The sequence below is a fragment of the Domibacillus sp. 8LH genome (genome assembly GCF_038806185.1).
Lineage (GTDB): Bacteria > Bacillota > Bacilli > Bacillales > Domibacillaceae > Domibacillus > Domibacillus indicus_A.
Genome location: NZ_JAVJNG010000003.1, coordinates 345,776 through 369,777 on the forward strand (window position 1 = coordinate 345,776; position 24,002 = coordinate 369,777).

A 24,002-nucleotide genomic window follows, 5' to 3' on the forward strand; every position below is an offset into this window, starting at 1 on the left:
ATGGAGAAAACCATTTACACAAAAGACGAGATTATTGCCAAAGCAACAGAACTCGCCAATATGATTTCGGCTACAGAAGAAGTGGCGTTTTTTAAACAGGCAGAAGCCAAAATCCACGAAAACCAGAAGCTCCGTGAAAAAATGGCGGGTTTAAAAAGCCTGCAAAAGCAAGCTGTTAATTTTCAGCACTATAAAAAAACAGAAGCGCTGAAAACAACAGAAGAAAAAATCGCTAAAATTGAGCAGGAGCTTGATGAAATGCCGATCGTGCAGCAATTCAAGCAGTCGCAGACGGATGTAAACGCCGTTTTACAGATGGTTGCGACAGCCATCTCCAATAAAGTGACCGACAATATTATTTCGGAAACAGGCGGCGACCTGCTCCGTGGTGAAACAGGCGCCCAGGTAAGAAACCGCCCGCCAGGGAGCTGCTCGTAAAATCAATCCTGCCTTTTAGGCGGGATTTTTTTCAATCTTGGGCACCCGTCTCACTTTCTCTGCATACAATAGGAAGACCACATCAGAGGAGGGACAACAGATTGAGCCAATTCCGCGAGATCATCACAAAGTCCGTCGTTGCCAAAGGCCGGAAGTATACGCAGTCGCACCATGCTGTTCTGCCGCCGAATAAGCCGTCCGGCATTTTAGGGTGCTGGATTATCAACCACGAGTACAAAGCGAAAAAAGCCGGCAATAAAGTAGAAGTATTTGGCACGTACGAAATCAACGTCTGGTATTCTTATCACAACCACACGAAAACGGCTGTTGTCACGGATAAAGTTGAATACAAAGACGTGTTGAAATTAACGTACCGGGATGATGAGTACGACGGAGATGACCATGTTTGGGTAAAAGTGCTGCAGCAGCCAAATTGCCAGGAAGCCGTCATTTCTGACTGTGGTACGAAAATCAACGTGCAGGCGGAACGCGAATTGCTTGTAGAAGTCACAGGTGAGACAAAAGTCTGCGTGGCGTTTCATGACTACGAAGACGAATGGGATTGCGAGCGGGAAACAGCAGAAGAACACCATGACCACTAAATGAGCTGGCGGGGAACGAACCGTTTTCCCGCTTTTTTTTCGTGTGCTATACTATCAGAAGAAGAAAGACAGAGAGGAATGCGACATGGCACAATATACTCCAATGATTCAGCAATATTTACGTGTAAAGGCAGACTACCAAGATGCCTTTTTATTTTTTCGCCTCGGCGATTTTTATGAAATGTTTTTTGAGGATGCACTAAATGCAAGCCAGATACTAGAAATCACTTTAACATCGCGTGACGGTGGCAGCGCAGACCGGATTCCGATGTGCGGCGTGCCCTATCATTCTGCCAAAGGGTACATAGAGCGGCTGGTCGCAGCAGGCCATAAAGTAGCTATCTGCGAGCAGCGGGAAGATCCGAAGCAGGCAAAAGGCGTGATTAAACGGGAAGTTGTACAGGTCATTACGCCGGGGACCATGATGGAAGGGTCCGGCATTCAAGAAAAAGAAAATCATTACCTGGCCGTATTCGAACGTTCCGGCAATGACTATGCGGTAGCGGCAGCCGATGTGACAACCGGCGAGTGTAAAACAGCTCTTTTTCCTTCGTTTGATGCGGCTCTTCATGAGCTGGCAGCTTACGGGGTAAAGGAAGTGATTACGGACGGCACGTTAGATGAACCGGAAGCAAAGCAGATACACGGCCGGCTTGGCGCGGTTCTTTCGGTAGAGGAAGCGGCGGAAGAAGATTCATTCAGCCCTCTTTTGAGCCAGCTGACGCACGGACTGCTCCGCCAGGCCACAGCCCGCTTGTATCATTACCTGCACCGGACGCAAAAGCGCAGCCTCGACCACCTGCAGCCGGCAGAGCCGTATGAAATTCGTGATTATATGAATATCGATTACTTTTCAAAACGAAATCTAGAGCTGACAGAAACGATCCGTTCAAAAGGGAAAAAAGGCTCGCTTCTCTGGCTGCTGGATGAAACAAAAACTGCCATGGGCGGGCGTTTACTAAAGCAGTGGATTGACCGTCCGCTGCTCGATGAAAAAGAAATCGGACGCCGCCTGGAGGTTGTAGATACATTTATCAAGGCTTTTTTTGAGCGGGAAGAACTGCGTGAACAGCTGAAAGAAGTGTATGATTTAGAGCGGCTTGCCGGCCGGGTCGCTTTCGGCAGTGTAAATGCGCGTGATTTGGTTCAGTTGAAAAAATCACTTGGACAAATTCCTTTGCTTGTTCACGTATTAAAACAAATGAATGGAGCCGAGCTGGACAAGCTGGCTGATTCATTGGATCCGTGCGAGGAGCTTTTGGACGAGCTGGAGCAGGCACTTGTGGAAGAGCCTCCGATCTCGGTAAAAGAAGGCGGCATGATCCGGGACGGGTTCCATGCTCAGCTCGATGAATACCGGGATGCTTCCCGTAACGGCAAGCAGTGGATCGCGGAACTCGAGCAGCAGGAACGTGCGAAAACAGGTATTAAATCGCTGAAAATCGGCTACAACCGCATTTTTGGCTACTATATTGAAGTAACGAAAGCCAATCTTGGCTTGCTTGAAGAAGGCCGGTATGAACGCAAGCAGACACTCGCCAATTGCGAGCGCTTTGTCACACCGGAACTGAAAGAAAAAGAAGCGCTTATTTTAGAAGCAAACGAAAAAATGGTGGAGCTTGAGTATGAACTGTTTTGCGAGCTGCGCGAGCATGTGAAGAGTTTTATTCCGCGCCTGCAGCTCCTTGCCCGCATGGTGAGTGAAGTGGATGTGCTGCAATGCTTTGCGGCGGTAAGTGAGTCACGCCGGTTTGTCCGCCCGGTGTTTTCAAAGGACGGACGGATGTGGATTAAAGAAGGCCGCCATCCGGTTGTAGAAAAAGTAATGGACGCGCAAGGATTTGTGCCGAATGACTGCCATATGGAAGAAGGCCGGAACGTGCTCTTGATTACCGGACCGAATATGTCCGGTAAAAGTACGTATATGCGCCAGACAGCGCTGATTGCCATTTTGGCGCAAATCGGCTGTTATGTACCGGCAGATGAAGCGGTGCTGCCGATTTTTGACCAGATTTTCACCCGGATCGGCGCAGCGGACGATTTGGTGTCCGGACAAAGTACATTTATGGTTGAAATGCTTGAAGCGAAGCATGCGATCGTCAGTGCCACAAACCGCTCGCTCATTTTATTTGACGAAATTGGCCGCGGTACATCCACGTATGATGGGATGGCGCTTGCACAGGCGATGATTGAATATATTCATACAACAATTGGTGCGAAAACACTGTTTTCTACTCATTACCATGAGTTAACAGTGCTGGACCAATCTCTCGAGCATATGCAAAATGTTCACGTCACTGCAGCGGAACAGGACGGAAAAGTCGTCTTTTTACACAAAGTGAAAGACGGAGCGGCCGATAAAAGCTACGGCATTCATGTAGCGGAGCTGGCCGGCCTTCCTGAAGCGGTGATTTCGCGGGCGTCAACGCTTTTGCACTCTTTAGAAAATCGTGAGGAGCACGATGCGCCGGCTGCCGCTCACCAGGAAGGACAGCTTTCTTTCTTTGATGAAGCGCCTGTTCCGGCTCCGGTTGAGAAGGAGCCAAAGCCGTCCAAGGAAGATCCGTCTATTGTCGCCAAGCTGCTCAGCTATGACATTATGGAAATGACACCGATGGAAGCAATGAATACATTATATGCTCTGCAAAAAGAAGCAAAAAAATGAGGTGAACGTAAATGGGGATTATCCGCCAGCTTGACGAGTCATTATCCAATAAAATTGCGGCCGGTGAAGTGGTGGAGCGTCCGGCCTCTGTTGTAAAAGAACTAACCGAGAATGCGCTTGATGCCGGAAGCACGGTTGTTGAAATTGATGTGGAAGAAGCCGGACTTGGACTGATCCGGATTACCGACAACGGGTCCGGCATAGAGCCGGATGATGTAGAGCGGGCTTTTTACCGGCACGCTACAAGCAAAATAAAAGATGAAAATGACCTGTTCCGTATCCGTACACTCGGCTTTCGGGGCGAAGCGCTGCCGAGTATTGCCTCGGTATCTGATGTAACGATGGCTACGTCTACAGGGAGCGGCGCTGGGACGGAGATTGTTTTGTCCGGCGGCGCCATCCAGTCCAAGCGGCCGGGGCCTGCCCGTAAAGGAACGGAAATTATGGTCTCGAACCTGTTTTTTAATACGCCGGCCCGGCTGAAATACATGAAAAGCGTTCATACGGAACTTGGCAATATTACCGACGGGGTCAACCGGATGGCTTTAAGCCGCCCGGATGTGTCGTTCCGTCTCCGCCATAATGGCCGTGAGCTATTAAAAACAAATGGAAACGGTGATGCAAGACAGGTGCTTGCCGCTATTTACGGAACGTCTATTGCCAAGCAAATGATTCCGGTCGAAGCGCAGTCGCTCGATTTTCGGCTGTCCGGCTTCGTGTCGCTTCCGGAAGTGACACGTGCGTCGCGAAATTATATGTCGATGATTGTTAACGGACGGTTTATTAAAAACTTTAAGATCTCTAACGCTATTTTAGAAGGCTATCACACGTTTCTGCCGGTCGGACGCTATCCGATCGTGCTGTTAAATATTGAAATGGACCCATTGCTTGTTGACGTAAACGTACACCCGGCGAAGCTGGAAGTGCGCTTTAGTAAAGAAGCGGAGCTTTGCGCACTGATTGCCTCCTCCATTAAAGAAGCGCTGCGAAAAGAAACGCTGATTCCAGATGCACTGCCTGTACTGAAAAAGCGTAAAGACTTTACAGAGCAGCCGGCCTTTCAATTTGATGCGCCGTCTCCTCCGCGCAAACCAGCCATGCCGCCGGTGTCGGAAGTGGAAAAGCTGTACAAGCCTGAGTATTACAAGGAGCCTGTAAAAGAAGTGCCCCCGCACACCGCGTTTTATCCAGCCGATCACGAACCGCCCGCCGAACCGGAGCCGGTAAAAGAACCGAAGCAGGTAAAAGCGGAAGCACCAGTCGTGCCTGCCGAACCGGCAGAGCCGAAAGAGCGCATGCCGATGCTGTATCCTATCGGCCAGATGCATGGCACGTATATTTTTGCCCAAAACGAAAATGGCTTGTATATGATCGACCAGCATGCTGCTCAAGAGCGAATTAAATATGAATACTTCCGGGAAAAAGTTGGACAAACGGAACCGGAGCTTCAAGAGCTGCTTATTCCGCTCACGTTTGATTTTTCAGCGGACGAGTTTATGAAAATCGAAGAAAATCGGTCCGCACTTGAAGACGTCGGTGTATTTTTAGAGCCGTTCGGCGACCGGTCGTACGTTGTCCGTGCGCATCCAGTCTGGTTTCCGAAAAATGAAGAGCGCGATGTGATCGAAGAAATGATTGAAGAAGTACTGGCGATGAAAAAACCGGATGTGAAAAAAATTCGCGAGGAAGCAGCGATTTTAATGAGCTGCAAAGGATCGATCAAAGCAAACCGCCATCTGCGGAATGATGAAATTGAGCAGCTGCTGGCTGATCTCCGACGCAGTGAAGACCCTTTTACGTGCCCGCATGGCCGGCCCATCACCATTCATCTGTCCAACTATGATATTGAAAAAATGTTTAAACGAATTATGTAAAGAGGTGGCACGATGTCTTTTAATGGACAAGCAATTCTGCCGGCAATCCGGTCAATGAAAGACTTTGAGAAAATGCTCTCCATGAAGTATGAATACGGTGTGTTTTTAGATCTGCACATCGGGCAGGTAAAAAGTGTGCTTGATCTTGCTCAGCAAAATGGGAAAAAGATGTTTGTTCACCTTGATTTAATAAACGGGCTTGCCGGTGATGAACATGGGGTGGAATTTATCGCCCGATACGCCAAGCCATACGGCATCATTTCCACCAAAGGAAGCGCCCTCGTCAAAGCAAGGCAAAAAGGGCTCGTGGCCACGCAGCGGGCATTTATTCTAGATTCGAATGCGGTCAACAGAAGCGTTCGGCTTGCACAAAAAGCGGAGCCGGACTTTATTGAAGTGCTGCCGGGTGTAGCGCCAAAGATTATCCAGCTGATCCGCCGTGAAACCGGAAAGCCGGTTTTTGCGGGCGGGCTGATCGAAACAAAAGAGGAAGTAGAAGCCGCTCTTTCGGCAGGTGCGTCTGCTGTAACCACATCAGATGTCGCCCTTTGGAAAGAATTTGCCGGGAGCTAAAAATAAGCGCAGCCACATAAGGCTGCGCTTCAGGCCGTAGACAAATGATATGGATGACCATGCACATGAATGGGATGGACCGACGGCGTCCAGGCAGCTCCGCTTTCCATGGGGCAGGCGCTGAGCCCGACTTCGCCTGGCGGCTCCACCGGTCTCAGCTGCCCGCTAGTCCCATAGGAGTCTGCGCTGCCCTCCCGCCGCCAAATGGCTTGCAACAAGATGGTATAGAGCTCATAAGGTCATATCTTTCTGTTTAAAAAAGAGAAAATGTCTATTCGGTTCTTTGATCTTCAACACCACTTAATGAAGCCTGCCGGATGAAGACTCCTGCGGGAAGTACAGTGAGTCGGGAGACCCCGCAGGCGCAGCCGAGGAGGCTCCCGCACTGCCTTAGGATGCGCGAAGTCCGGCAGGCTTCACTTATCGGCTCTCTTTTAAAAGCGAAATACTTTGTCTACACACTGAAGCGCAGCCAATAAGGCTGCGCTTTTTTAATTGGCACCGTAAAGGGCATAGTCGGGCAGCGGCAGCTCAAGCTGCAGCAGTGATTCTTCAATATGGGAGACGGCTCTTTTGAGAACTTCTACCCGTGCAAACTTTTTATCATTTCCTTCAATCACGAACCATGGTGCGTGAGCAAAATCTGTTTTCTCGAGCATTTCTTCGGCCGCTTCCACATACTGATCCCATTTTTTCCGGTTGCGCCAGTCTTCATCGGTAATTTTCCAGCGTTTTAAAGGGTTTTGCTGCCGTTCTTCAAAACGGCGCAGCTGCTCGTCCTTGGAAATGTGCACCCAAAACTTCATCATTATGTATCGTTCATCTGTTAATGATTTTTCGAATGCATTAATTTCATCGTACGCCCGCTTCCATTCGCGGTTGACGGCATAGCCTTCAATTCGCTCAACGAGTATACGGCCGTACCAGGAGCGGTCGAAAATCCCAATTTGCCCGTGCTGCGGCAGCTTGCGCCAGAACCGCTGCAGGTAATGGTAGCGCAGCTCATGCGGCTGGGGAGCTGAAATCGGATGAACCAATACGCCGCGCGGGTCGAGCTGTTCATTCATCCGCTTGATTGCCCCGCCTTTTCCGGCCGCATCCATGCCTTCAAATGCAATAAGTAAGCCGATTTTTTCATGAAACAGCGTTTGTTGCAGAGCAAGAAGGCGCCGCTGGTACTTTTCAAGCTCTGCTTTATACAGCTTTTTATCCGTTAACTGCTTGTCCTGCTTTAATTTTTCTAATTGGATTTTCATCTTCATTCCTCCTTTTCTTTCCCATACCCATTATCGCGCTTTTTCAACATTTTTTAAAAATATTTGACACCGCTTTCAATTAGCGTTATCATAAACAGCAAGTTCATAAATTTGTGACCGAGAACATGGAGACTCACATTGACACCCTTCAAAGGGACCAGTGTGAGTTTTTTTGTTTTCTGCTTTAAACGTCCCGGGCGTAAAAGGCGAAACAACGAGAAGAAGGGATGAAAACAAAATGACACCTTTTATAGGAGAGTTGATTGGAACGGCGATGCTCATTATTTTTGGAGCGGGTGTATGCGCTAACACAAGTTTAAAAAAATCATTTGCCAATGGAGGCGGGTGGATGGTGATCGCGTTTGGCTGGGGACTGGCCGTTACAATGGCTGTGTATGCGGTAGGTGGAGCCAGCGGGGCGCACTTGAACCCGGCGGTTACAATTGCACTGGCGATTACTGGTTCTTTTCCATGGACAGATGTTGTATCATATGTAACAGCTCAAATGATCGGTGCCATCATCGGGTCGGCGGTTGTATTTCTGCACTTTCTGCCGCATTGGGAAGAAACGGACGATCCTGGCGCGAAGCTTGGTGTTTTTGCTACATCGCCAGCAGTTAACCGCCCGTATGCCAACGTAGTGAGTGAAGTGATTGGAACCTTTATTTTAGTACTTGGACTATTAACCATTGGAGCGAATAAGTTTACGGACGGCTTAAATCCATTAATTGTCGGCTTTTTAATAATTGCCATTGGGCTGTCGCTGGGCGGTACCACGGGCTATGCAATCAACCCGGCCCGTGACCTGGGTCCGCGCATCGCGCATTTTTTGCTTCCGATTGCCGGTAAAGGCGGTTCGAACTGGAAGTATGCCTGGGTTCCGGTAGTGGGGCCGGTTTTGGGCTCGGTGCTGGCTGCTTTCTTTTATAAAGGGTTTTTCCTGAATGAAGGAACAGGCGCATTTTTTATTACACTGGCGCTGTCGGTTGTTTTTATTTTAATGATCAAGCTTGCTTCAGCGGGGACTGCTGTGCAAAGCTATACACATAAATAAGGAGGATTTTGGAATGGAAAAGTACATCATGTCAATTGATCAAGGAACAACCAGCTCACGGGCGATTTTGTTTAATAAAGCAGGAGAAATCGTTCATTCTGCACAAAAAGAATTTAAGCAGTATTTCCCGAATCCAGGCTGGGTGGAGCATGATGCAAATGAAATTTGGGCATCCGTTTTATCCTGTATCGCAACAGTGTTAAGTGAAGTGGACATTCGTGCTGACCAAATCGAAGCAATCGGCATTACCAACCAGCGTGAAACAGCGGTCATCTGGGACAAAGAAACCGGCCGTCCCATTTATCACGCCATCGTCTGGCAGTCACGCCAGACGGCAGATATCTGCGCGGATATTAAAGCGAAAGGCCATGAACAAACATTCCGTGACAAAACGGGGCTTTTGGTTGACCCTTATTTTTCTGGAACGAAAGTAAAATGGCTTTTGGATCACGTAGAAGGAGCACGCGAGCGGGCGGAAAGAGGAGAATTATTATTCGGTACGATCGATACGTGGCTGATTTGGAAGCTGACAGGCGGAAAAGCGCACGTGACCGATTATTCAAATGCGGCGCGGACGCTGATGTTTAACATTCATACATTGGAATGGGACGAGGAACTGCTTGAGATTTTAACGGTACCAAAGCAGCTGCTGCCGGACGTTCGCCCTTCTTCAGAAGTATATGGCAAAACGGCACCGTTTCACTTTTTTGGACAGGAAATTCCGGTTGCCGGTGCTGCAGGAGACCAGCAGGCAGCGCTGTTCGGACAAGCATGCTTTGAGAAAGGCATGGCGAAAAATACATACGGCACCGGTTGCTTTATGCTGATGAATACCGGTGAAACAGCCGTGAAATCAGAGCATGGCTTGCTGACAACGATTGCCTGGGGTGTTGACGGAAAAGTAGAATACGCGCTTGAAGGAAGTATTTTTGTAGCTGGTTCTGCGATTCAGTGGCTGCGTGACGGCATGCGGATGATCAAAACAGCTGCAGACAGTGAGAAATATGCGGAGCGGGTAGAGTCAACCGATGGTGTTTATGTGGTGCCGGCTTTTGTGGGACTGGGTACGCCATACTGGGAAAGTGATGTGCGAGGAGCCGTGTTTGGTGTCACACGTGGAACGGAGAAAGAGCATTTTATTCGCGCGGTGCTCGAGTCTCTTGCGTATCAAACGAGAGATGTGCTTGAAGCGATGGAAGCGGACTCCGGCATTTCGCTGAAAACACTCCGTGTGGACGGCGGCGCCGTCATGAATGCTTTTTTAATGCAGTTTCAAAGCGACGTGCTGAATGTGCCGGTTGAACGTACTCAAATCAACGAAACAACAGCGCTTGGGTGTGCTTATCTGGCCGGGCTTGCAGTTGGTTTTTGGAATGACCGGTCGGAAATCGCACAAAACTGGCAGGTAGCCCGCACGTTCGAGCCGGAAATGCCCGAAGAAATCCGTGAAACATTATACGCAGGCTGGAAAAAAGCGATAAAGGCCGCTATTGCGTTTCAATAACACTAATGATACAATAAATATAAGTTAATACATTGTCCGGAGAAACGGGAGAGACCTGAAAGCAAGACAGCATCGCTGTTTTGTTCTTTCAGGTCTCTTTTTGTTTATCTAGGGGTAAAAAGAAACAACCAACACTAAGGGGATGACAAAATGAAGTTCACCAATCATCAGCGGTCAGAAGCGATACAGGCATTGCAAAACGGGCAGTATGACATTCTCGTAATTGGCGGCGGCATCACCGGCGCTGGCATTGCCGTTGATGCTTCCATGCGCGGCTTGAAAACCGCTTTGATCGATATGCAGGATTTTGCGGCAGGTACATCAAGCCGTTCCACCAAGCTTGTGCACGGCGGTCTTCGCTACCTAAAACAATTTGAAGTGAAAATGGTAGCAGAGGTTGGCAAAGAACGGGCGATCGTATATGAAAACGGCCCGCATGTAACCACGCCGGAATGGATGCTGCTTCCGTTCCACACAGGCGGTACATTCGGCCCGCTTTCTACGTCTCTCGGTCTCCGCGTTTATGATTTTTTAGCAGGTGTTAAGCGGTCAGAGCGCCGGAAAATGTTTTCGGCTTCAGAAACGCTGAAGCAGGAACCGCTTGTAAAGCGTGAAGGCTTAAAAGGCGGCGGTTACTATGTGGAGTACCGGACAGACGATGCACGCCTGACACTTGAAGTGATGAAGCGGGCGGCCGAAAAAGGGGCACACTGCCTGAACTATGTGAAAGCGGAAGGCTTTACATATGAGGACGGCAAAGTAACCGGCGTTCAAGCCATTGATCAATTAACCGGCCAGGCGCTGACTATTACGGCCGCCAAGGTGATTAACGCTTCCGGCCCGTGGGTAGATGAAGTGCGCAAAAAAGACGGAAGTGAAAACGGCAAGCACCTCCGCCTGACAAAAGGCGTTCATATTGTTATCGATCAGTCCGTTTTTCCGCTTCAGCAGGCTGTTTACTTTGATACGCCGGACAAACGGATGGTGTTTGCGATTCCGCGTGACGGCAAAACGTATGTCGGTACAACCGATACATTCTACAACACCGATCCGATCCGCCCGGATATTACAGCGGAAGACCGCGCTTACCTGCTTGATGCGATCCGGTTTATGTTTCCTTCCGTAAAGGTAGGCGAAGCCGATATTGAATCGTCCTGGTCGGGTGTCCGCCCGCTTATTTACGAGGAGGGCAAAGACCCGTCTGAAATTTCCCGTAAAGATGAGATCTGGGAAACTGAATCCGGCCTGCTGACGATCGCTGGCGGGAAATTGACGGGCTACCGAAAAATGGCCGAAACCATTGTGGACCTGGTTGCCAAGCGGCTGAAGGAGGAACGGGGCATTCTTTACAGCCCATCCGAAACGAAGCACCTGCCGATCTCAGGCGGTGATGTGGGCGGCTCGGCGAATTTCCCGGCGTTTGTACAATCGAAAACAGCAGCCGGTGCAGCCAAAGGCTTTACTCAAAAGGATGCAGAAAAAATTGCCCGTATGTACGGGTCCAATGCGGAAAAAGTATTTGCCTACAAGGAAGACAGTGAACTGCCGGATTTGTTAAATGCCCAGCTCATGTATGCAATCGAGGAAGAAATGGCGTATACGCCGGCAGACTTTTTCATCCGCCGTACAGGAGCTCTGCTGTTTGATATCCAAACTGTCCTTACGTACAAAGAGCAGGTGATAAACAAAATGGCCCGGCTGTTCGGCTGGTCAGAAGAAGAAAGGGCCAAACATGCCACAGAGCTTCAAAAAGAGATCGATGCCTGTTCGTAAGGGTCCGTATCCGCTATAATAAGGATACTTATCCATAAAAGGCTGTGAAAAACGTGACAAAAAACAAAGTCGCTGTCGTGATTGGCCCGACAGCATCCGGAAAAACCGATTTAAGTATTCACCTGGCCAAACAATTTGACGGTGAGGTGATCAGCGGGGATTCCATGCAGATTTACCGGAGGCTTTCCGTCGGAACCGCAAAAGTAACAGAAGAAGAAATGGACGGGGTTCCGCATCATTTAATTGATATTAAAAATGTAGATGAATCTTTTTCTGCTGCCGAGTTTCAGCAGCTCGCCCGCGAAAAAATCGCGGATATCAACGCGCGGGGCCGGCTGCCCATCATATGCGGCGGCACGGGTCTTTACATTCAATCTGTTTTATATGACTACCAATTTGCCCGTGAGGAGACAGACGGCACTGTTCGGGCAGCTCTTGAAGCAGAAGCGGACAAAATAGGGCCACAAGCGCTCCATGATGAGTTGAAGCGGGTGGACCCTGTAACAGCTGCCACGTTTCATCCGAACAATGTGCGCCGGACGATCCGGGCGCTTGAAATTTACCGGACAACAGGCGAGCCGCCATCCCAGCGGCCAAGTGCCGAAGCACCGACAGAAAAATACGAAAGTGCCATGATCGGGCTGACCATGGACCGGGATGTGCTGTATGACCGAATCAACCGCCGGGTAGATTTGATGGTCGAGCAGGGCTTATTGGAAGAAGCAGAATGGCTGTACCGCCAGCAGCTGTCCGATGTGCCGGCTGTTCAGGCGATTGGCTACAAAGAGCTGTTTCCGTTTTTGCGCGGTGAACAGACGCTTGAAGAAGCGCTCGATGTACTCAAGCAAAATTCACGTCGGTACGCCAAACGCCAGCTTACCTGGTTCCGTAATAAAATGGAGATTGACTGGTTTGATGTAACGGATGAAGCTGCACGAAAAGAAAAAAAACAACAAATTTGCTCGCTGCTGGCAGGAAAGCTGAATCTAAGGTAGAATTAGTAATAATGGATTCAGAGAGAAAGAGGAGGAACCAAGCATGAAACAGCCAATTAACATTCAAGACCAATTTCTAAACCAGCTGCGCAAAGAAAATACGATGGTTACCGTATTTTTACTGAATGGATTTCAGCTGCGCGGGCTGATTAAAGGATTTGATAACTTTACCGTTCTGGTAGAAACCGATGGGAAACAGCAGCTTGTGTTTAAACATGCCATTTCGACATTTGCTCCTCAGCGCAGCGTCAACTTGAATTTCGAAGAACAATAAGAGAAGACTCCAGAGATCCGCCTAGGGCGGGTCTTTTTTTTGTGCGCCTGCATATCTTTTCTTATAAAGGAGGGGCGCAGCATGAAGCAGACAAACAAGGAAGGCCGTATTCATGTCGTCCTCAACCCAAAAGAAAAGCCGGCGCCGCTTGCTGACGGCTGGCCGGAGCATCCGGAACACGGGGTGCTTCGCAAGATTGAAGAAGAAATGGATACGTTAATTGGCCTGAGCGGCCTCAAAATACTCATACGGGAGCTGTATGCAGCAGCCTACATCAGCAAAAAGCGCATCGAAGCCGGCATCGATACGCGCGGGCAAATGCTGCATATGCTGTTTACCGGCAACCCGGGCACCGGAAAAACAACCGCTGCGCGGCTGTTTGCTTCGATGTTTAAGCGGATCGGCCTGCTGGAAAAAGGTCATTTTATTGAAGCCGAGCGGGCGGACCTGGTCGGGGAATATATCGGTCATACGGCACAAAAAACACGCGATCTCGTTAAAAAAGCGCTTGGCGGCGTGCTGTTTATTGATGAAGCCTACTCTCTGGCGCGGGGCGGAGAAAAAGACTTTGGCAAAGAAGCGATTGATACGCTTGTGAAACAAATGGAGGATCATCAAAACAGCTTTATTTTAATACTGGCCGGCTATCCACGGGAAATGGCGCACTTTTTGTCGATGAATCCGGGGCTTCAGTCAAGATTTCCAATTGTTCACCACTTTCCGGATTATACAACGGAGGAGCTGCTTCAAATCGCGGATGTGATCGCCAGAGAAAAAAATTATGAAATCGACCGGGAAGGCCGTGCTGTCCTTCAGGCAATGATTGAACAGGAAAAACGGCGGGCGGGGGTTCGTTTCGCAAACGGAAGGAATGTGCGGACGCTCATTGAAAAAGCGGCCCGGCGCCAGGCGATCCGGCTGATGAAGCAGACCGCCCATTCAAAAAAAGAGCTGAAAACATTGAAAGGGGAAGATTTTCAATTGTCACAATAAAAAAACATATGTTAGAATGTCCAAAAGGATGATGAAGATGAAAAAAAAGCCTGTGAAGGAAAGAATCATTGAAACCGCTTTAGTAATGTTTGAAAAACATGGCTACCACGGAGTGACCATCGACCAGATTGTAGATGAATGCGGAACGTCAAAAGGCGGATTTTATCACAATTTCCGGTCAAAAGATGAGCTGCTGTACCATATTCATGACGTGTTTATATCGTATCTGCTCAACAAAGCCAAAGAATCGTACGAAAAAGAAACAGACCCTGTTTCACGAATGTGCGGAATCATTACTTCGTTTACAAAAATCTTTGATTTGTATAAGCCGCATATTACGGTATTCTACCAAGAAAGTACGTATTTAAAAGGGGATTTTGAAAAGCAGATTAACGAAAAACGTGACCAGTATCGCCAGCTGCTTCTACAGATTATCCGTGAAGGACAGGAGAATGGCGATTTCCGTCCAGAAGTGCCGGCTGAAATTTCCACCATGGCGATTATGGGAATGATCAACTGGATGTACAAATGGTTTAAAAAAGAAGGCGAATTATCGATTGAAGATATCGCCCGTATTTTTAATGATATGATGCTGCATTCCCTGTTGACCGAAAGCGCCATGAAAGCCGGAAAAGGAGATCAATTCCTGCTAAAGAAAGAATCCGTTCAGTAAACGGGTTCTTTTTTTGCAAAAAAAAGCCCGTCTGAGACGGGCTCTTACAGTTTAACCGTACGTTTTGGCAGATGCCAGCCGTATTTGTAAGAAAGAATACGCAGCACCGTAATAAACAGAAATAAAATAATAAGCTGCGCCGGCGTTTCTGCACCGCCAAGGGCAATGATCAAGCCGGCAAGCGCCGCCCAGACGCCGTATACTTCATCGCGAAGCAGCGCAGGCTTCCGCTGTGCCAGCACATCCCGTACAAGCCCACCGCCGCTTCCAGTCAGTACAGCTGCCACAACAACAGCACTGAGCGGATGATTCATGCCGGCTGCATATAATGCGCCCTGCACAGCGAAGGCAGCGAGGCCGATCGCATCAAAAAAATTCCCCCATACCGGCCAGTGGCGGAGCAGATTTTGTGGAAACAAAATGACCGCCGTAATGGAAAGAGCTGCGATCGTAAAAAATTCTCCCTGCTCCCACAGCGCGGAAACCGGAACGCCGATCAATAAATTCCGGATGGCACCGCCCCCAAACGCGGTAATCATCCCTAAAATATATATGCCAAACAAATCATACTCTTCTTCCATTGCCACAATTGCCCCTGAAATCGCAAACGCAATCGTGCCAAGGATCGTAAAAACATCCCATGTAAGCTCCATTCCGAACCTTCCTTCATTCAAAATGATTAATGTTCGGCTTCTATTATAAACCATTCTCTTAATTCACATCTACTTTTTCTTTCAAGAAATCCGGTATTTTGCTATGATGAAAAAAGCGAATAAGAAAGTAGGAACACAATAATGACCAGCATGTTTGATTTACTGAAAAACGGCGCTGCCATCCGCGAAAAAGCGGCAGAGGCAGAGGCGAAAATTGCCGGCATTCACCGGCAGATTGACGAGCGGGCGGAGTTCAATCAATTTCGTGTACTCAAAAGCTTTCAATCGAATCAGGTAAGCGATTTTCACTTTACCCCATCCACCGGCTATGGTTATGATGACGCGGGAAGGGAAACGCTTGAAAAAGTATACGCAGACGTATTCGGCGGTGAAAGTGCCCTAGTGCGCCCACAAATTATTTCAGGTACGCACGCGATCACGATTTCACTGTTCGGCATTTTACGTCCCGATGACGAATTGCTTTATATTACCGGAAAGCCATACGATACATTAGATGAAATTATCGGTATAAACGGACCATCCAATGGTTCACTTCGTGAATTTGGCATCTCCTATCAGCACGTGGATCTGGATGAAAACGGCCGGCCGGACTTTGACCGTATCCACGCCAGTATCAATGAACGGACGAAGATGATTGCGATCCAGCGTTCAAAAGGCTATGCCGTGCGGCCGTCTTTTACGATAGAAGACATCCGGGAAATGGTTTCGTTTGTGAAAGAAATCAAGCCCGATGCTATAGTGTTTGTAGACAACTGCTACGGGGAATTTGTTGAACAGGAAGAGCCGCTGCATGCCGGTGCTGATTTGATGGCCGGCTCCCTTATTAAAAATCCGGGCGGCGGCATTGCCAAAACCGGCGGATACATTGTCGGCAAAAAGGAATATGTAGAAAGCTGTTCGTACCGCATGACCTCACCGGGCATCGGGGCGGAAGCAGGCGCCAGCCTTTACAGCCTTCAGGAAATGTACCAGGGACTGTTTCTCGCTCCGCATGTAGTGGCGGAAAGCTTAAAAGGCGCTGTGTTTACAGCAGCGATGCTTGAAGGCTTTGGCATGAATACTACACCGGCATGGAACGAGCCGCGCACAGATTTAATTCAAGCGGTAGAGTTTGGTGACCGCGATAAAATGGTCGCCTTTTGCCAGGCAATCCAGTTTGCCTCGCCTGTAAACTCGCATGTAACCCCTCAGCCTGCTTATATGCCGGGCTATGAGGATGACGTGATTATGGCGGCAGGCACATTCGTACAAGGTGCCAGTATCGAACTGACCGCAGACGGGCCGCTGCGTCCACCATACGCGGCATACGTACAGGGCGGACTTACGTATGCGCATGTGAAAATCGCGGTGGCAAGCGCGATTGACTATTTAATGGAAACGGAAAAAATCTGACAACCTATGAATCAACAAATGAATGAAGTGTGACAAAACGTTACACCGAGTTGACAAATGATCTTACATGATTTATAGTAAGGGTATCAGATCAGATAAGAAAAAGGAGGGGATAATATGAGCAGCCAAATACGCCGGACGATGCCGCTTTTTCCAATGGGAACCGTCATGAAATTAACGGATTTAACCGCAAGGCAGATTCGCTATTATGAGCAGCATCAATTAATTACCCCAGATCGTTCTGATGGAAACCGGCGTCTCTATTCATTGAACGATATTGACCGCCTCTTAGAAGTGAAAGATCTTCTGGACCAGGGCATCAATATGGCCGGGATTAAAAAAATCCTGCTTAAAGACGGATCGCAGGAGCTCGAATTAGAAACAAGAGATAGTGGCCAAAAGCCGAAAAAAGAGTTCACGGATGAAGAACTTCGCAAGCTGCTTCGCAAAGAGCTGATCAATGCGGGACGCTTCAATCGTTCTTCTGGAATGGACCGGCGGTTTTTTCACTAATCTTTTGCATACAAGGTTTACATATTTGAGGAGGAATGGACACAAATGGGTAAATACACACGTGAAGACATTCAGCGCTTAGCGAAAGAACAAGACGTGAGATACATTCGTCTTCAGTTCACAGACATTCTTGGCACAATCAAAAACGTAGAAATTCCAGTGAGCCAGCTTGACAAAGCGCTTGATAACAAAATGATGTTCGATGGATCTTCAATCGAAGGTTTTGTGCGTATTGAAGAATCTGACATGCAGCTTTATCCAGACCTGGACACTTGGGTTGTATTCCCTTGGACTGCTGAAAAAGGTAAAGTAGCGCGTCTTATCTGTGATATCTACACTCCAGAAGGCGAGCCGTTCTCAGGCGATCCGCGTGCAAACTTAAAACGTGTTTTAAAAGAAATGGAAGAGCTTGGCTTCACAGACTTCAATCTTGGGCCTGAGCCGGAATTCTTCTTGTTCAAATTGGACGAAAAAGGTGAACCAACTCTTGAGCTAAACGATAACGGTGGATATTTCGACCTTGCGCCAACAGACCTTGGTGAAAACTGCCGCCGCGACATCGTGCTTGAGCTTGAAGAAATGGGCTTTGAAATCGAAGCATCTCACCACGAAGTAGCGCCAGGACAACACGAAATCGACTTTAAATATGCGGATGCCGTTACAGCTTGTGACAACATCCAAACATTTAAACTTGTTGTTAAAACAATTGCCCGCAAGCATGGCTTGCATGCGACATTCATGCCAAAACCATTGTTCGGTGTAAACGGCTCTGGTATGCACATGAACTTGTCTTTATTCAAAGACGGCAAAAACGCGTTCTTTGATGAAAGCGGCGAATTGAAACTAAGCGAAACAGCTTACCAATTTATCGCAGGTACAGTGAAAAACGCAGAAGCGTTCACAGCGATCTGTAACCCAACAGTTAACTCTTACAAACGCCTTGTACCAGGTTACGAAGCTCCTTGCTACGTTGCATGGTCAGCTCAAAACCGCAGCCCGCTTATCCGTATCCCGGCATCACGCGGCATGAGTACACGTGTAGAAGTACGTTCTGTTGACCCATCAGCGAATCCGTACCTTGCAATGGCTGTGCTTCTAAAAGCAGGTCTTGACGGAATCAAAAACAAAATGCCAGCTCCAGCTCCAGTAGACCGCAACATCTACGCAATGGACAAAGAAGAGCGTGAAGCAGAAGGTGTACGCGACCTTCCAGCTACACTAGCAGCAGCTCTTGAAGTGTTGAAACAAAACGACACTATCAAAGACGCGCTAGGCGAGCACATTCTTGAGCACTTCATCGAAGCAAAAGAAATCGAATGGGATATGTTCCGCACACAAGTGCACCCTTGGGAGCGCGAACAGTACATGTCAATGTACTAAGATGGACAAGCCCCTTGAGCCGTATGGCTTTAAGGGGTTTTTCTTTGTTGGGCAAATGACTGGATCAGGCAGCTTAATTGCTGCTTGCCCATCATTTGCCCATCTTTTTTCTAAGAGTTTTTTTGTCCGAAAAGATCCTTTGTATATTCCTCAAAGCGGCCCATTTGCTGTTCCTCCAATTTCTTTGAAAGATGGGCGTAAACATCAGCTGTTATTTCAATTCCTCCATGGCCCAATCGTTCCTGGATATACTTTAAATCTGCGCCAGCTTCCATTTGCAATACTACATGCGTATGGCGAAGTGAGTGAATAGGCAGCTGAGGATGCTCTATTCGTGCTAATATCTTTTTAAAAGCATTAAACAATGAAGATTTCGGCATGTAGTTCCCATCACTACGGCAAAGAACTAAATTCAAATCATGATGATATAAATTGCCAAGTGCTAATTTATTCTGATTCTGGTTTTTAAAGTGGTCCTGAAGAACTCGGGTTAATGATTTACTAATCGTAATGGTACGTCGAGAGTTATAGTTTTTTGTGTCTCCGAAGAGCTTGTCTTTTGTTTTTTCTTTAAAATCTAAGGTCTTTGATACTGTAATAGTTTGGTCTTTAAAATTAATATCTGGCCATTGAAGAGCAGCAGCTTCACCTTTTCGAAGTCCTGTTTCAATCAAGACGAGGAAGAAGAGCCAGTATACATAGCCGTATTGATAAGCTTCTTTTAGGAAAGAAGGGATATTATCCGAATCGATAAATTTCACTTCTCTCTTTTTCATAGCACCCTTTATGGTCGCTCCTTCGCAGGGGTTAAAGGAAAGTCTGCGCTGGGTTACAGCCTTTTTCATTGCATTAAATAGGGTACCGTGAATGATTTCAATAGTACGCCTACTATAATTCGCCTGATAAAGGTTATTTAAAAACTTCTGATATTTAGAAGGAGACAAGTCCTTTAATAACAAATTTTTGAAATATGGGTTGATATGATTTCGAATATTAGCTTCATGAAGGTCAAAGGTATTTCGCCGGACAGAGTCTTTCTTATGCTCGTGTAACCATTCATGAAGGTAGGACTGCAAAGAAATATTTGTCTCTACTATTCCTTCTTCTAGCTGTATCTCCATATCCCGTGCAGCAAGCTGCGCTTCTTTCTTTGTTGAAAATCCACCTTTTGTTTTCTCGCGTTTTTTCTGAGTATAAGGATCTTTATAAACGAGCCGGTATTCCCACTTTTCGCCGCGTTTTCGAAAGCTAGCCATTAATCCCACTCCTTTTCTTTATCATTTCGCTTTACGCTGTATGATTCAATATGTAGGTGAATACAAGTCGCCCCAATATCTATCCATGAAACGCTATAGATCATACAGAAAGCAAAGGGCTTCACGTCTTTATGTATAAAAATGTTGTAACAAACTCTTATTCGGAATGTACGTTCTTTTTAAGTTAAAAAAATATATGGTTAAACCATTGATCAAGCCGAGTAGCTGCAAAAGTAGGAGTCACATGAAAGACATCCATAACTTTTAAAATTGCCTCTTGTTTAGAATTAGGAAAATCGATATCCTGAAGCATAAAACCAGGTATGCAGAAATATAAAGCGAAGTGGCTCGCTTGCCACTCTTGAAGCATTCTAAAATCACGAGGGATCAAGTATTGGTTCCCCGAGTGACGGAGAATATGCGCTAATTCATGCGCGAATTCTTGCCACTGGAGGACAGAAGAAAGAGAGTTGTTTAACATAATAATTGAATGTGAGCCAACTTCTACGCCTTTGCTAGGGCCGGGTATGTATTCTAGTGTGATTCCCATTCGTGCTGCAATTAATTCCATATCTAATTCTGCTGGTCGAGAGACACCGATTTTCATATATAATGCCTCTACAAACTCTTCTAGATGTGTTTTCGTATAGCCCAAAGTAACCGCCTCTTTTCCAATTGACATATATAAGAATATATGTTTGGTAAGAGTATACAATAAAAGTATTTAGAAGAAAAGTCTAGAGCAAAAGAATTAGTAATTTAGGTGGTTAAAAGTAAATAAGAATTAAAAAACCAGCTACCGATCACAGAACGGCAACTGGCTGATTAAAAGGTATCTTGATCCTTGTATCAAAAAGCGAGGACAGCCGCACCAATTGACATTAAGGATAATTAATCTATACCGCCTTACTAATAACATTAAAACATCAAGGGCTATAACGAAATCTTAAATAAGTATTGTTATCTTTTTACTACAAAATCAAGCAAGTGATCATGCTCAATCGGAATTTTATGAACTAAATCAAACGTTTTATTATCAATGACAAGCAGATTTCCTTTTTCCTCTCCATCTGATTCGATCAAATAAATTTCACCCTGTTTTGTGTCTTGATATAACAAACGATAGCTCATATCTGAGCGAATATAAGATTTGTTTATTGGAGAAAAAGAGGGTTCTCCTTTAAACGACAACAGACCCAAGATAGGTCCATCTTGTTCACTCGCCACAAAATGAAGAGCTTTTTCTTTATCTACAAGAAGGGTTCCCGATGACTCAAGAAAATAGTAATCCTGTGCAGGCAGGCTTTTGAAGATATTGTATTCCTTGTAAGTAAGGTCCTGATTAAGAACAAACATTTTTCCTTCATTACCTATAATATAAGCATGATCTTGAGTTCCATATACTGGATAGAACTGAGTGGACTTTGGACTGAAATCGATATAATCTATTTTACTTGTTTTGCGATCGATTAAGCCAACAGCACCTTTGTCAACTCCCTGATCGTTTTCTTCTCCGCTTCCTGCAAAAACAATTTTATTTCCTAGCTCTAAAAGGGGACTCCAAGCAGGTATAAGGTTGTATTCTGTTTCATAACTTTTTTTCTCGGTATCATTTGTAATTGACATTTGAAACGCGCCTGTTTCCATATTTAGGTTCTGATCCCCGGTTTTATGAGAAACAAGATTTTGTAATAGAACATCGGGACCGTAATGCATAATATGATCTACTCCGGTATCATATTTGAAATAAGAAAGGTCCACCTTTTTAAATGTGCGCTTTTGTATATCGTAGGTATAGTACCAGTTTTCAATAACGGCTTCTCCAAAAAAAGAAATATAAAGATTATTTGGATCCGTAGGCTTTTGGTGGGTGCTCATTCTTCTAAATGAATCGTCTTTAATCTCATATTCTTTGATCACTTCACCAGTTTGTGATACTTCTTTAACCAATGTATATTCCTGTGACGTCCTTGAGTCAGAAGGGTAAAATAAAAGGTAATGGTCTTCAGAAGTCTCATTCATAAATGTAAGATTTTCCATTCCGTTTACTACAATTCGATCCTTCCGCTCATCATTCTTATTCGCCAGGTATACAGAAACGCCACCTGCTATACAAATAATAAAAACCACAAAAACCCAAAAAAATTTTTTCATACTTGCTCCTGTCAAATTAAAGCGCAAATTTTCGCTTTAAAATTATTTTAAAACTTTTGTTAAACAAACAGTAAGTTAAACAACTCCTGGTGTTTTTGTGCCCCAGTCTTTGAGAAGACGGGTATTGGCATCTAATTGAATATCCCTTGGAATGACTAACAAAAATCCTGATACTGTTAGACCTCTACCACCTCTTAAATCATAGCCGGCATGGTGCCATTGACGCATAGTTAATTTAGAACAATACCAGTATTTACTTGAAAAGATGTCTGTCGCTAATTTATACTGGTCACCTACCTGATCTAGGCCGAACTGAACCGCCTTTTTTCGGCTTGTTGAGGGAGCATCCTTACCTAATAGGCTGGTCACTTTATATTGCTTGATTCCGCTAGCACCCTTCCATAAATTTGTTCTGTTCCAATGATGTACCTTCGCTCCGTTACTTTTTGTTTTGGAGGCTTCAATAACATAGTAGTCTGTCGTAGATAGGATGGCCGTGTGTCCAGTAAAGGACTTCTCGCCGCTAGCACTGTTATTTCCAATTCCATAGTACAATATATCACCGGCACGCCAAGAAGTAGCCGCAGCTTTGACAACATTTGCTTCTTTTGCTTTATTTACTTCTAAATCTAGTTGATCTAACTTATTAATAAGCTCCTCAGTTTGTTTGGACGCATAAAAGTCGTCAGAGTCTACAGTGTTAAAGTAATTTTCTACCTCTATATGTATATTATTGGCTTCTTTAATCAACTGTTCTTGATCAGCTTTCGAAGCTTGTGAGCTATAAGAGCTGCTAGCAGCTTTAATATGATTTTGTGTTGATTTGAGAGAGGTCATTAGATGATCAATTTCAGTAATTTTAGAAGAAATTTCTTTTTGGATGTTATTATTATTGCTATTAATCTCTGTGTTTGCCGCTGCCGGAGTGGTTGCGAGTATACAACTAAGCAGTGTTGCTGAAAGTACTCTAAATTTCATTGTGTATCCTCCTGATAAAATAATAATTTTTAACATGTACTATACTTAAAACTCTGTAAATTTTTATATTGAAATTCTAATATCATCCTTCTTTCTTATATAATTTAATACTTAATTTGTTTTTACAAATAAAACCAAAGTCAACACAACCACATTATACAATAAAATCCATTTATTCCAATAGTTATTAAGTTTTGGTATAATAGATATACTCTATTGTTGTTACAATAATTTTTATGGTAAATCAGATTGCAAATTCGAATTTAAACCAGAGTTAAATATACTTATTTTTTCTAATTACATGCTAATTTATCGAAGGAGTGGTCTTTATCATTACTTATTCTACTTTGTTTCATCCTCTTGCTTTAGATCTGCTAATTGTTCCGTTATCCATTGGGCTGGGTCTCTTAATAGTATGGGTGACAGAGAAGATAATAGCGGGGCTTTTTGTGCAATTTATCCTAATGTTCTTATTTAATTTATGGTTTTGGGGAAGTTTTTACGATGATGGGCTGCATGCAGATAATATGGTTAATATTGAAGACTTTATTATCTATGGTATTCTTAGTGCTATTACTTGGGGAATATCGTGGCTATTGCTCTATTATAAAAATTATAGAAAAACGATAGCAGAGAGTCGTCGGGATAGCTAGTACTCCTTTAGAGTGTCTCCTTATTACTCATTAAAAAATATATAAAAGCCGTATCAGTTAATGTACTGGTACGGCTTTTATATTAGTTATAGGACACAATATTGTTTTAGGGATTCTATTACAAAAATGTAAAATTGAATTTATAATCAGTTTGATAGAGAAGGAGGAAGGTAAATTGAAAAAGCCATTAGCTTTACTATCCAGCGTTGTTTTGGATTGTCAACACTAAATCAGACAGCTTTTTTAAGGGGCGATCGTTTGTATTCAATCGGGCTTACATAGCCTAGTGTTCCGTGAATCCGCCGCTTGTTAAACCAGTTAACATAAT

At 45.6% G+C, this 24,002-nt stretch carries 23 protein-coding genes; 15 read left to right on the top strand and 8 right to left on the bottom strand.

Features of this window, described 5'->3' with window-relative positions; genetic code table 11:
- The 5 genes from RG959_RS08205 (at position 1) to RG959_RS08225 (ending at position 6,152) form a co-directional block, all read left to right on the top strand.
- Entirely contained in the window at positions 1 to 438 is a 438-nt protein-coding gene (locus tag RG959_RS08205) for a YlbF/YmcA family competence regulator (protein ID WP_342796669.1), read from the top strand.
- A 101-nt stretch (positions 439 to 539) separates the two neighbouring features.
- The gene (cotE, locus tag RG959_RS08210) at positions 540 to 1,040 is read left to right on the top strand and encodes an outer spore coat protein CotE (RefSeq protein ID WP_242234497.1); all 501 of its coding nucleotides are present in this window, start codon (positions 540 to 542) and stop codon (positions 1,038 to 1,040) included.
- Between the two features lie 85 nt (positions 1,041 to 1,125).
- Entirely contained in the window at positions 1,126 to 3,705 is a 2,580-nt protein-coding gene (gene mutS, locus RG959_RS08215) for a DNA mismatch repair protein MutS (protein ID WP_342796670.1), read from the top strand.
- Between the two features lie 11 nt (positions 3,706 to 3,716).
- Positions 3,717 to 5,579 carry a DNA mismatch repair endonuclease MutL gene (mutL, locus tag RG959_RS08220; protein ID WP_342796671.1) on the top strand — a complete coding sequence of 621 codons (1,863 nt, stop codon included), beginning with the start codon at positions 3,717 to 3,719 and terminating at the stop codon, positions 5,577 to 5,579.
- 12 nt (positions 5,580 to 5,591) lie between these two features.
- The gene (locus RG959_RS08225; protein ID WP_342796672.1) at positions 5,592 to 6,152 is read left to right on the top strand and encodes a glycerol-3-phosphate responsive antiterminator; all 561 of its coding nucleotides are present in this window, start codon (positions 5,592 to 5,594) and stop codon (positions 6,150 to 6,152) included.
- Positions 6,153 to 6,181: 29 nt separating this feature from the next.
- On the opposite strand, the gene RG959_RS08230 is transcribed toward RG959_RS08225, so the two are convergent.
- The gene (locus RG959_RS08230) at positions 6,182 to 6,370 is read right to left on the bottom strand and encodes a hypothetical protein (RefSeq protein ID WP_342796673.1); all 189 of its coding nucleotides are present in this window, start codon (positions 6,368 to 6,370) and stop codon (positions 6,182 to 6,184) included.
- A 273-nt stretch (positions 6,371 to 6,643) separates the two neighbouring features.
- On the bottom strand, positions 6,644 to 7,408 hold the full coding sequence (locus RG959_RS08235) for a polyphosphate kinase 2 family protein (RefSeq protein WP_483298855.1): 765 nt from the start codon (positions 7,406 to 7,408) through the stop codon (positions 6,644 to 6,646).
- A gap of 238 nt (positions 7,409 to 7,646) precedes the next feature.
- On the opposite strand from RG959_RS08235, the gene RG959_RS08240 reads away from it, so the two are divergent.
- The 7 genes from RG959_RS08240 (at position 7,647) to RG959_RS08270 (ending at position 14,674) form a co-directional block, all read left to right on the top strand.
- On the top strand, positions 7,647 to 8,462 hold the full coding sequence (locus RG959_RS08240; protein ID WP_342796675.1) for an MIP/aquaporin family protein: 816 nt from the start codon (positions 7,647 to 7,649) through the stop codon (positions 8,460 to 8,462).
- Between the two features lie 13 nt (positions 8,463 to 8,475).
- Positions 8,476 to 9,966, top strand: coding sequence for a glycerol kinase GlpK (glpK, locus tag RG959_RS08245; RefSeq protein ID WP_342796676.1), 1,491 nt, complete (start codon positions 8,476 to 8,478; stop codon positions 9,964 to 9,966).
- Positions 9,967 to 10,116: 150 nt separating this feature from the next.
- Positions 10,117 to 11,739 (top strand): glycerol-3-phosphate dehydrogenase/oxidase, encoded by a 1,623-nt coding sequence (locus tag RG959_RS08250; RefSeq protein ID WP_342796677.1) that lies wholly within the window; start codon positions 10,117 to 10,119, stop codon positions 11,737 to 11,739.
- 53 nt (positions 11,740 to 11,792) lie between these two features.
- The gene (gene miaA, locus RG959_RS08255) at positions 11,793 to 12,734 is read left to right on the top strand and encodes a tRNA (adenosine(37)-N6)-dimethylallyltransferase MiaA (RefSeq protein WP_342796678.1); all 942 of its coding nucleotides are present in this window, start codon (positions 11,793 to 11,795) and stop codon (positions 12,732 to 12,734) included.
- Positions 12,735 to 12,777: 43 nt separating this feature from the next.
- Positions 12,778 to 13,008: an RNA chaperone Hfq gene (gene hfq, locus RG959_RS08260; protein ID WP_242234506.1), complete on the top strand. Its 231-nt coding sequence runs from the start codon at positions 12,778 to 12,780 to the stop codon at positions 13,006 to 13,008.
- Positions 13,009 to 13,089: 81 nt separating this feature from the next.
- On the top strand, positions 13,090 to 14,001 hold the full coding sequence (locus RG959_RS08265) for an AAA family ATPase (protein ID WP_342796679.1): 912 nt from the start codon (positions 13,090 to 13,092) through the stop codon (positions 13,999 to 14,001).
- A gap of 37 nt (positions 14,002 to 14,038) precedes the next feature.
- Positions 14,039 to 14,674, top strand: a complete 636-nt coding sequence (locus RG959_RS08270; protein ID WP_251270171.1) for a TetR/AcrR family transcriptional regulator — start codon at positions 14,039 to 14,041, stop codon at positions 14,672 to 14,674.
- Between the two features lie 44 nt (positions 14,675 to 14,718).
- Here RG959_RS08270 and RG959_RS08275 read toward each other — a convergent pair whose 3' ends face one another.
- Positions 14,719 to 15,327 (bottom strand): trimeric intracellular cation channel family protein, encoded by a 609-nt coding sequence (locus RG959_RS08275; protein WP_242234509.1) that lies wholly within the window; start codon positions 15,325 to 15,327, stop codon positions 14,719 to 14,721.
- 150 nt (positions 15,328 to 15,477) lie between these two features.
- Here RG959_RS08275 and RG959_RS08280 point away from each other — a divergent pair, with 150 nt between their 5' ends.
- The 3 genes from RG959_RS08280 to glnA all read left to right on the top strand — a co-directional run bounded on the left by RG959_RS08280 (position 15,478) and on the right by glnA (position 18,633).
- The gene (locus tag RG959_RS08280; protein ID WP_342796693.1) at positions 15,478 to 16,740 is read left to right on the top strand and encodes a methionine gamma-lyase family protein; all 1,263 of its coding nucleotides are present in this window, start codon (positions 15,478 to 15,480) and stop codon (positions 16,738 to 16,740) included.
- 117 nt (positions 16,741 to 16,857) lie between these two features.
- Positions 16,858 to 17,253 (top strand): MerR family transcriptional regulator, encoded by a 396-nt coding sequence (locus RG959_RS08285; protein ID WP_242234510.1) that lies wholly within the window; start codon positions 16,858 to 16,860, stop codon positions 17,251 to 17,253.
- Between the two features lie 45 nt (positions 17,254 to 17,298).
- Positions 17,299 to 18,633, top strand: coding sequence for a type I glutamate--ammonia ligase (glnA, locus tag RG959_RS08290; RefSeq protein ID WP_315692451.1), 1,335 nt, complete (start codon positions 17,299 to 17,301; stop codon positions 18,631 to 18,633).
- A gap of 110 nt (positions 18,634 to 18,743) precedes the next feature.
- On the opposite strand, the gene RG959_RS08295 is transcribed toward glnA, so the two are convergent.
- From RG959_RS08295 to RG959_RS25135, 5 genes are all read right to left on the bottom strand, one after another.
- The gene (locus RG959_RS08295) at positions 18,744 to 19,889 is read right to left on the bottom strand and encodes a tyrosine-type recombinase/integrase (protein WP_342796680.1); all 1,146 of its coding nucleotides are present in this window, start codon (positions 19,887 to 19,889) and stop codon (positions 18,744 to 18,746) included.
- A 184-nt stretch (positions 19,890 to 20,073) separates the two neighbouring features.
- Positions 20,074 to 20,544, bottom strand: a complete 471-nt coding sequence (locus RG959_RS08300) for an ImmA/IrrE family metallo-endopeptidase (protein WP_342796681.1) — start codon at positions 20,542 to 20,544, stop codon at positions 20,074 to 20,076.
- 305 nt (positions 20,545 to 20,849) lie between these two features.
- Positions 20,850 to 22,043, bottom strand: coding sequence for a hypothetical protein (locus RG959_RS08305; RefSeq protein ID WP_342796682.1), 1,194 nt, complete (start codon positions 22,041 to 22,043; stop codon positions 20,850 to 20,852).
- A 75-nt stretch (positions 22,044 to 22,118) separates the two neighbouring features.
- Complete coding sequence (locus RG959_RS08310; RefSeq protein WP_342796683.1) at positions 22,119 to 23,021, bottom strand: hypothetical protein; 903 nt, start codon at positions 23,019 to 23,021, stop codon at positions 22,119 to 22,121.
- An 883-nt stretch (positions 23,022 to 23,904) separates the two neighbouring features.
- The coding region (locus tag RG959_RS25135) for an IS3 family transposase (protein WP_369335177.1) at positions 23,905 to 24,002 on the bottom strand (98 nt) is incomplete at its 5' end.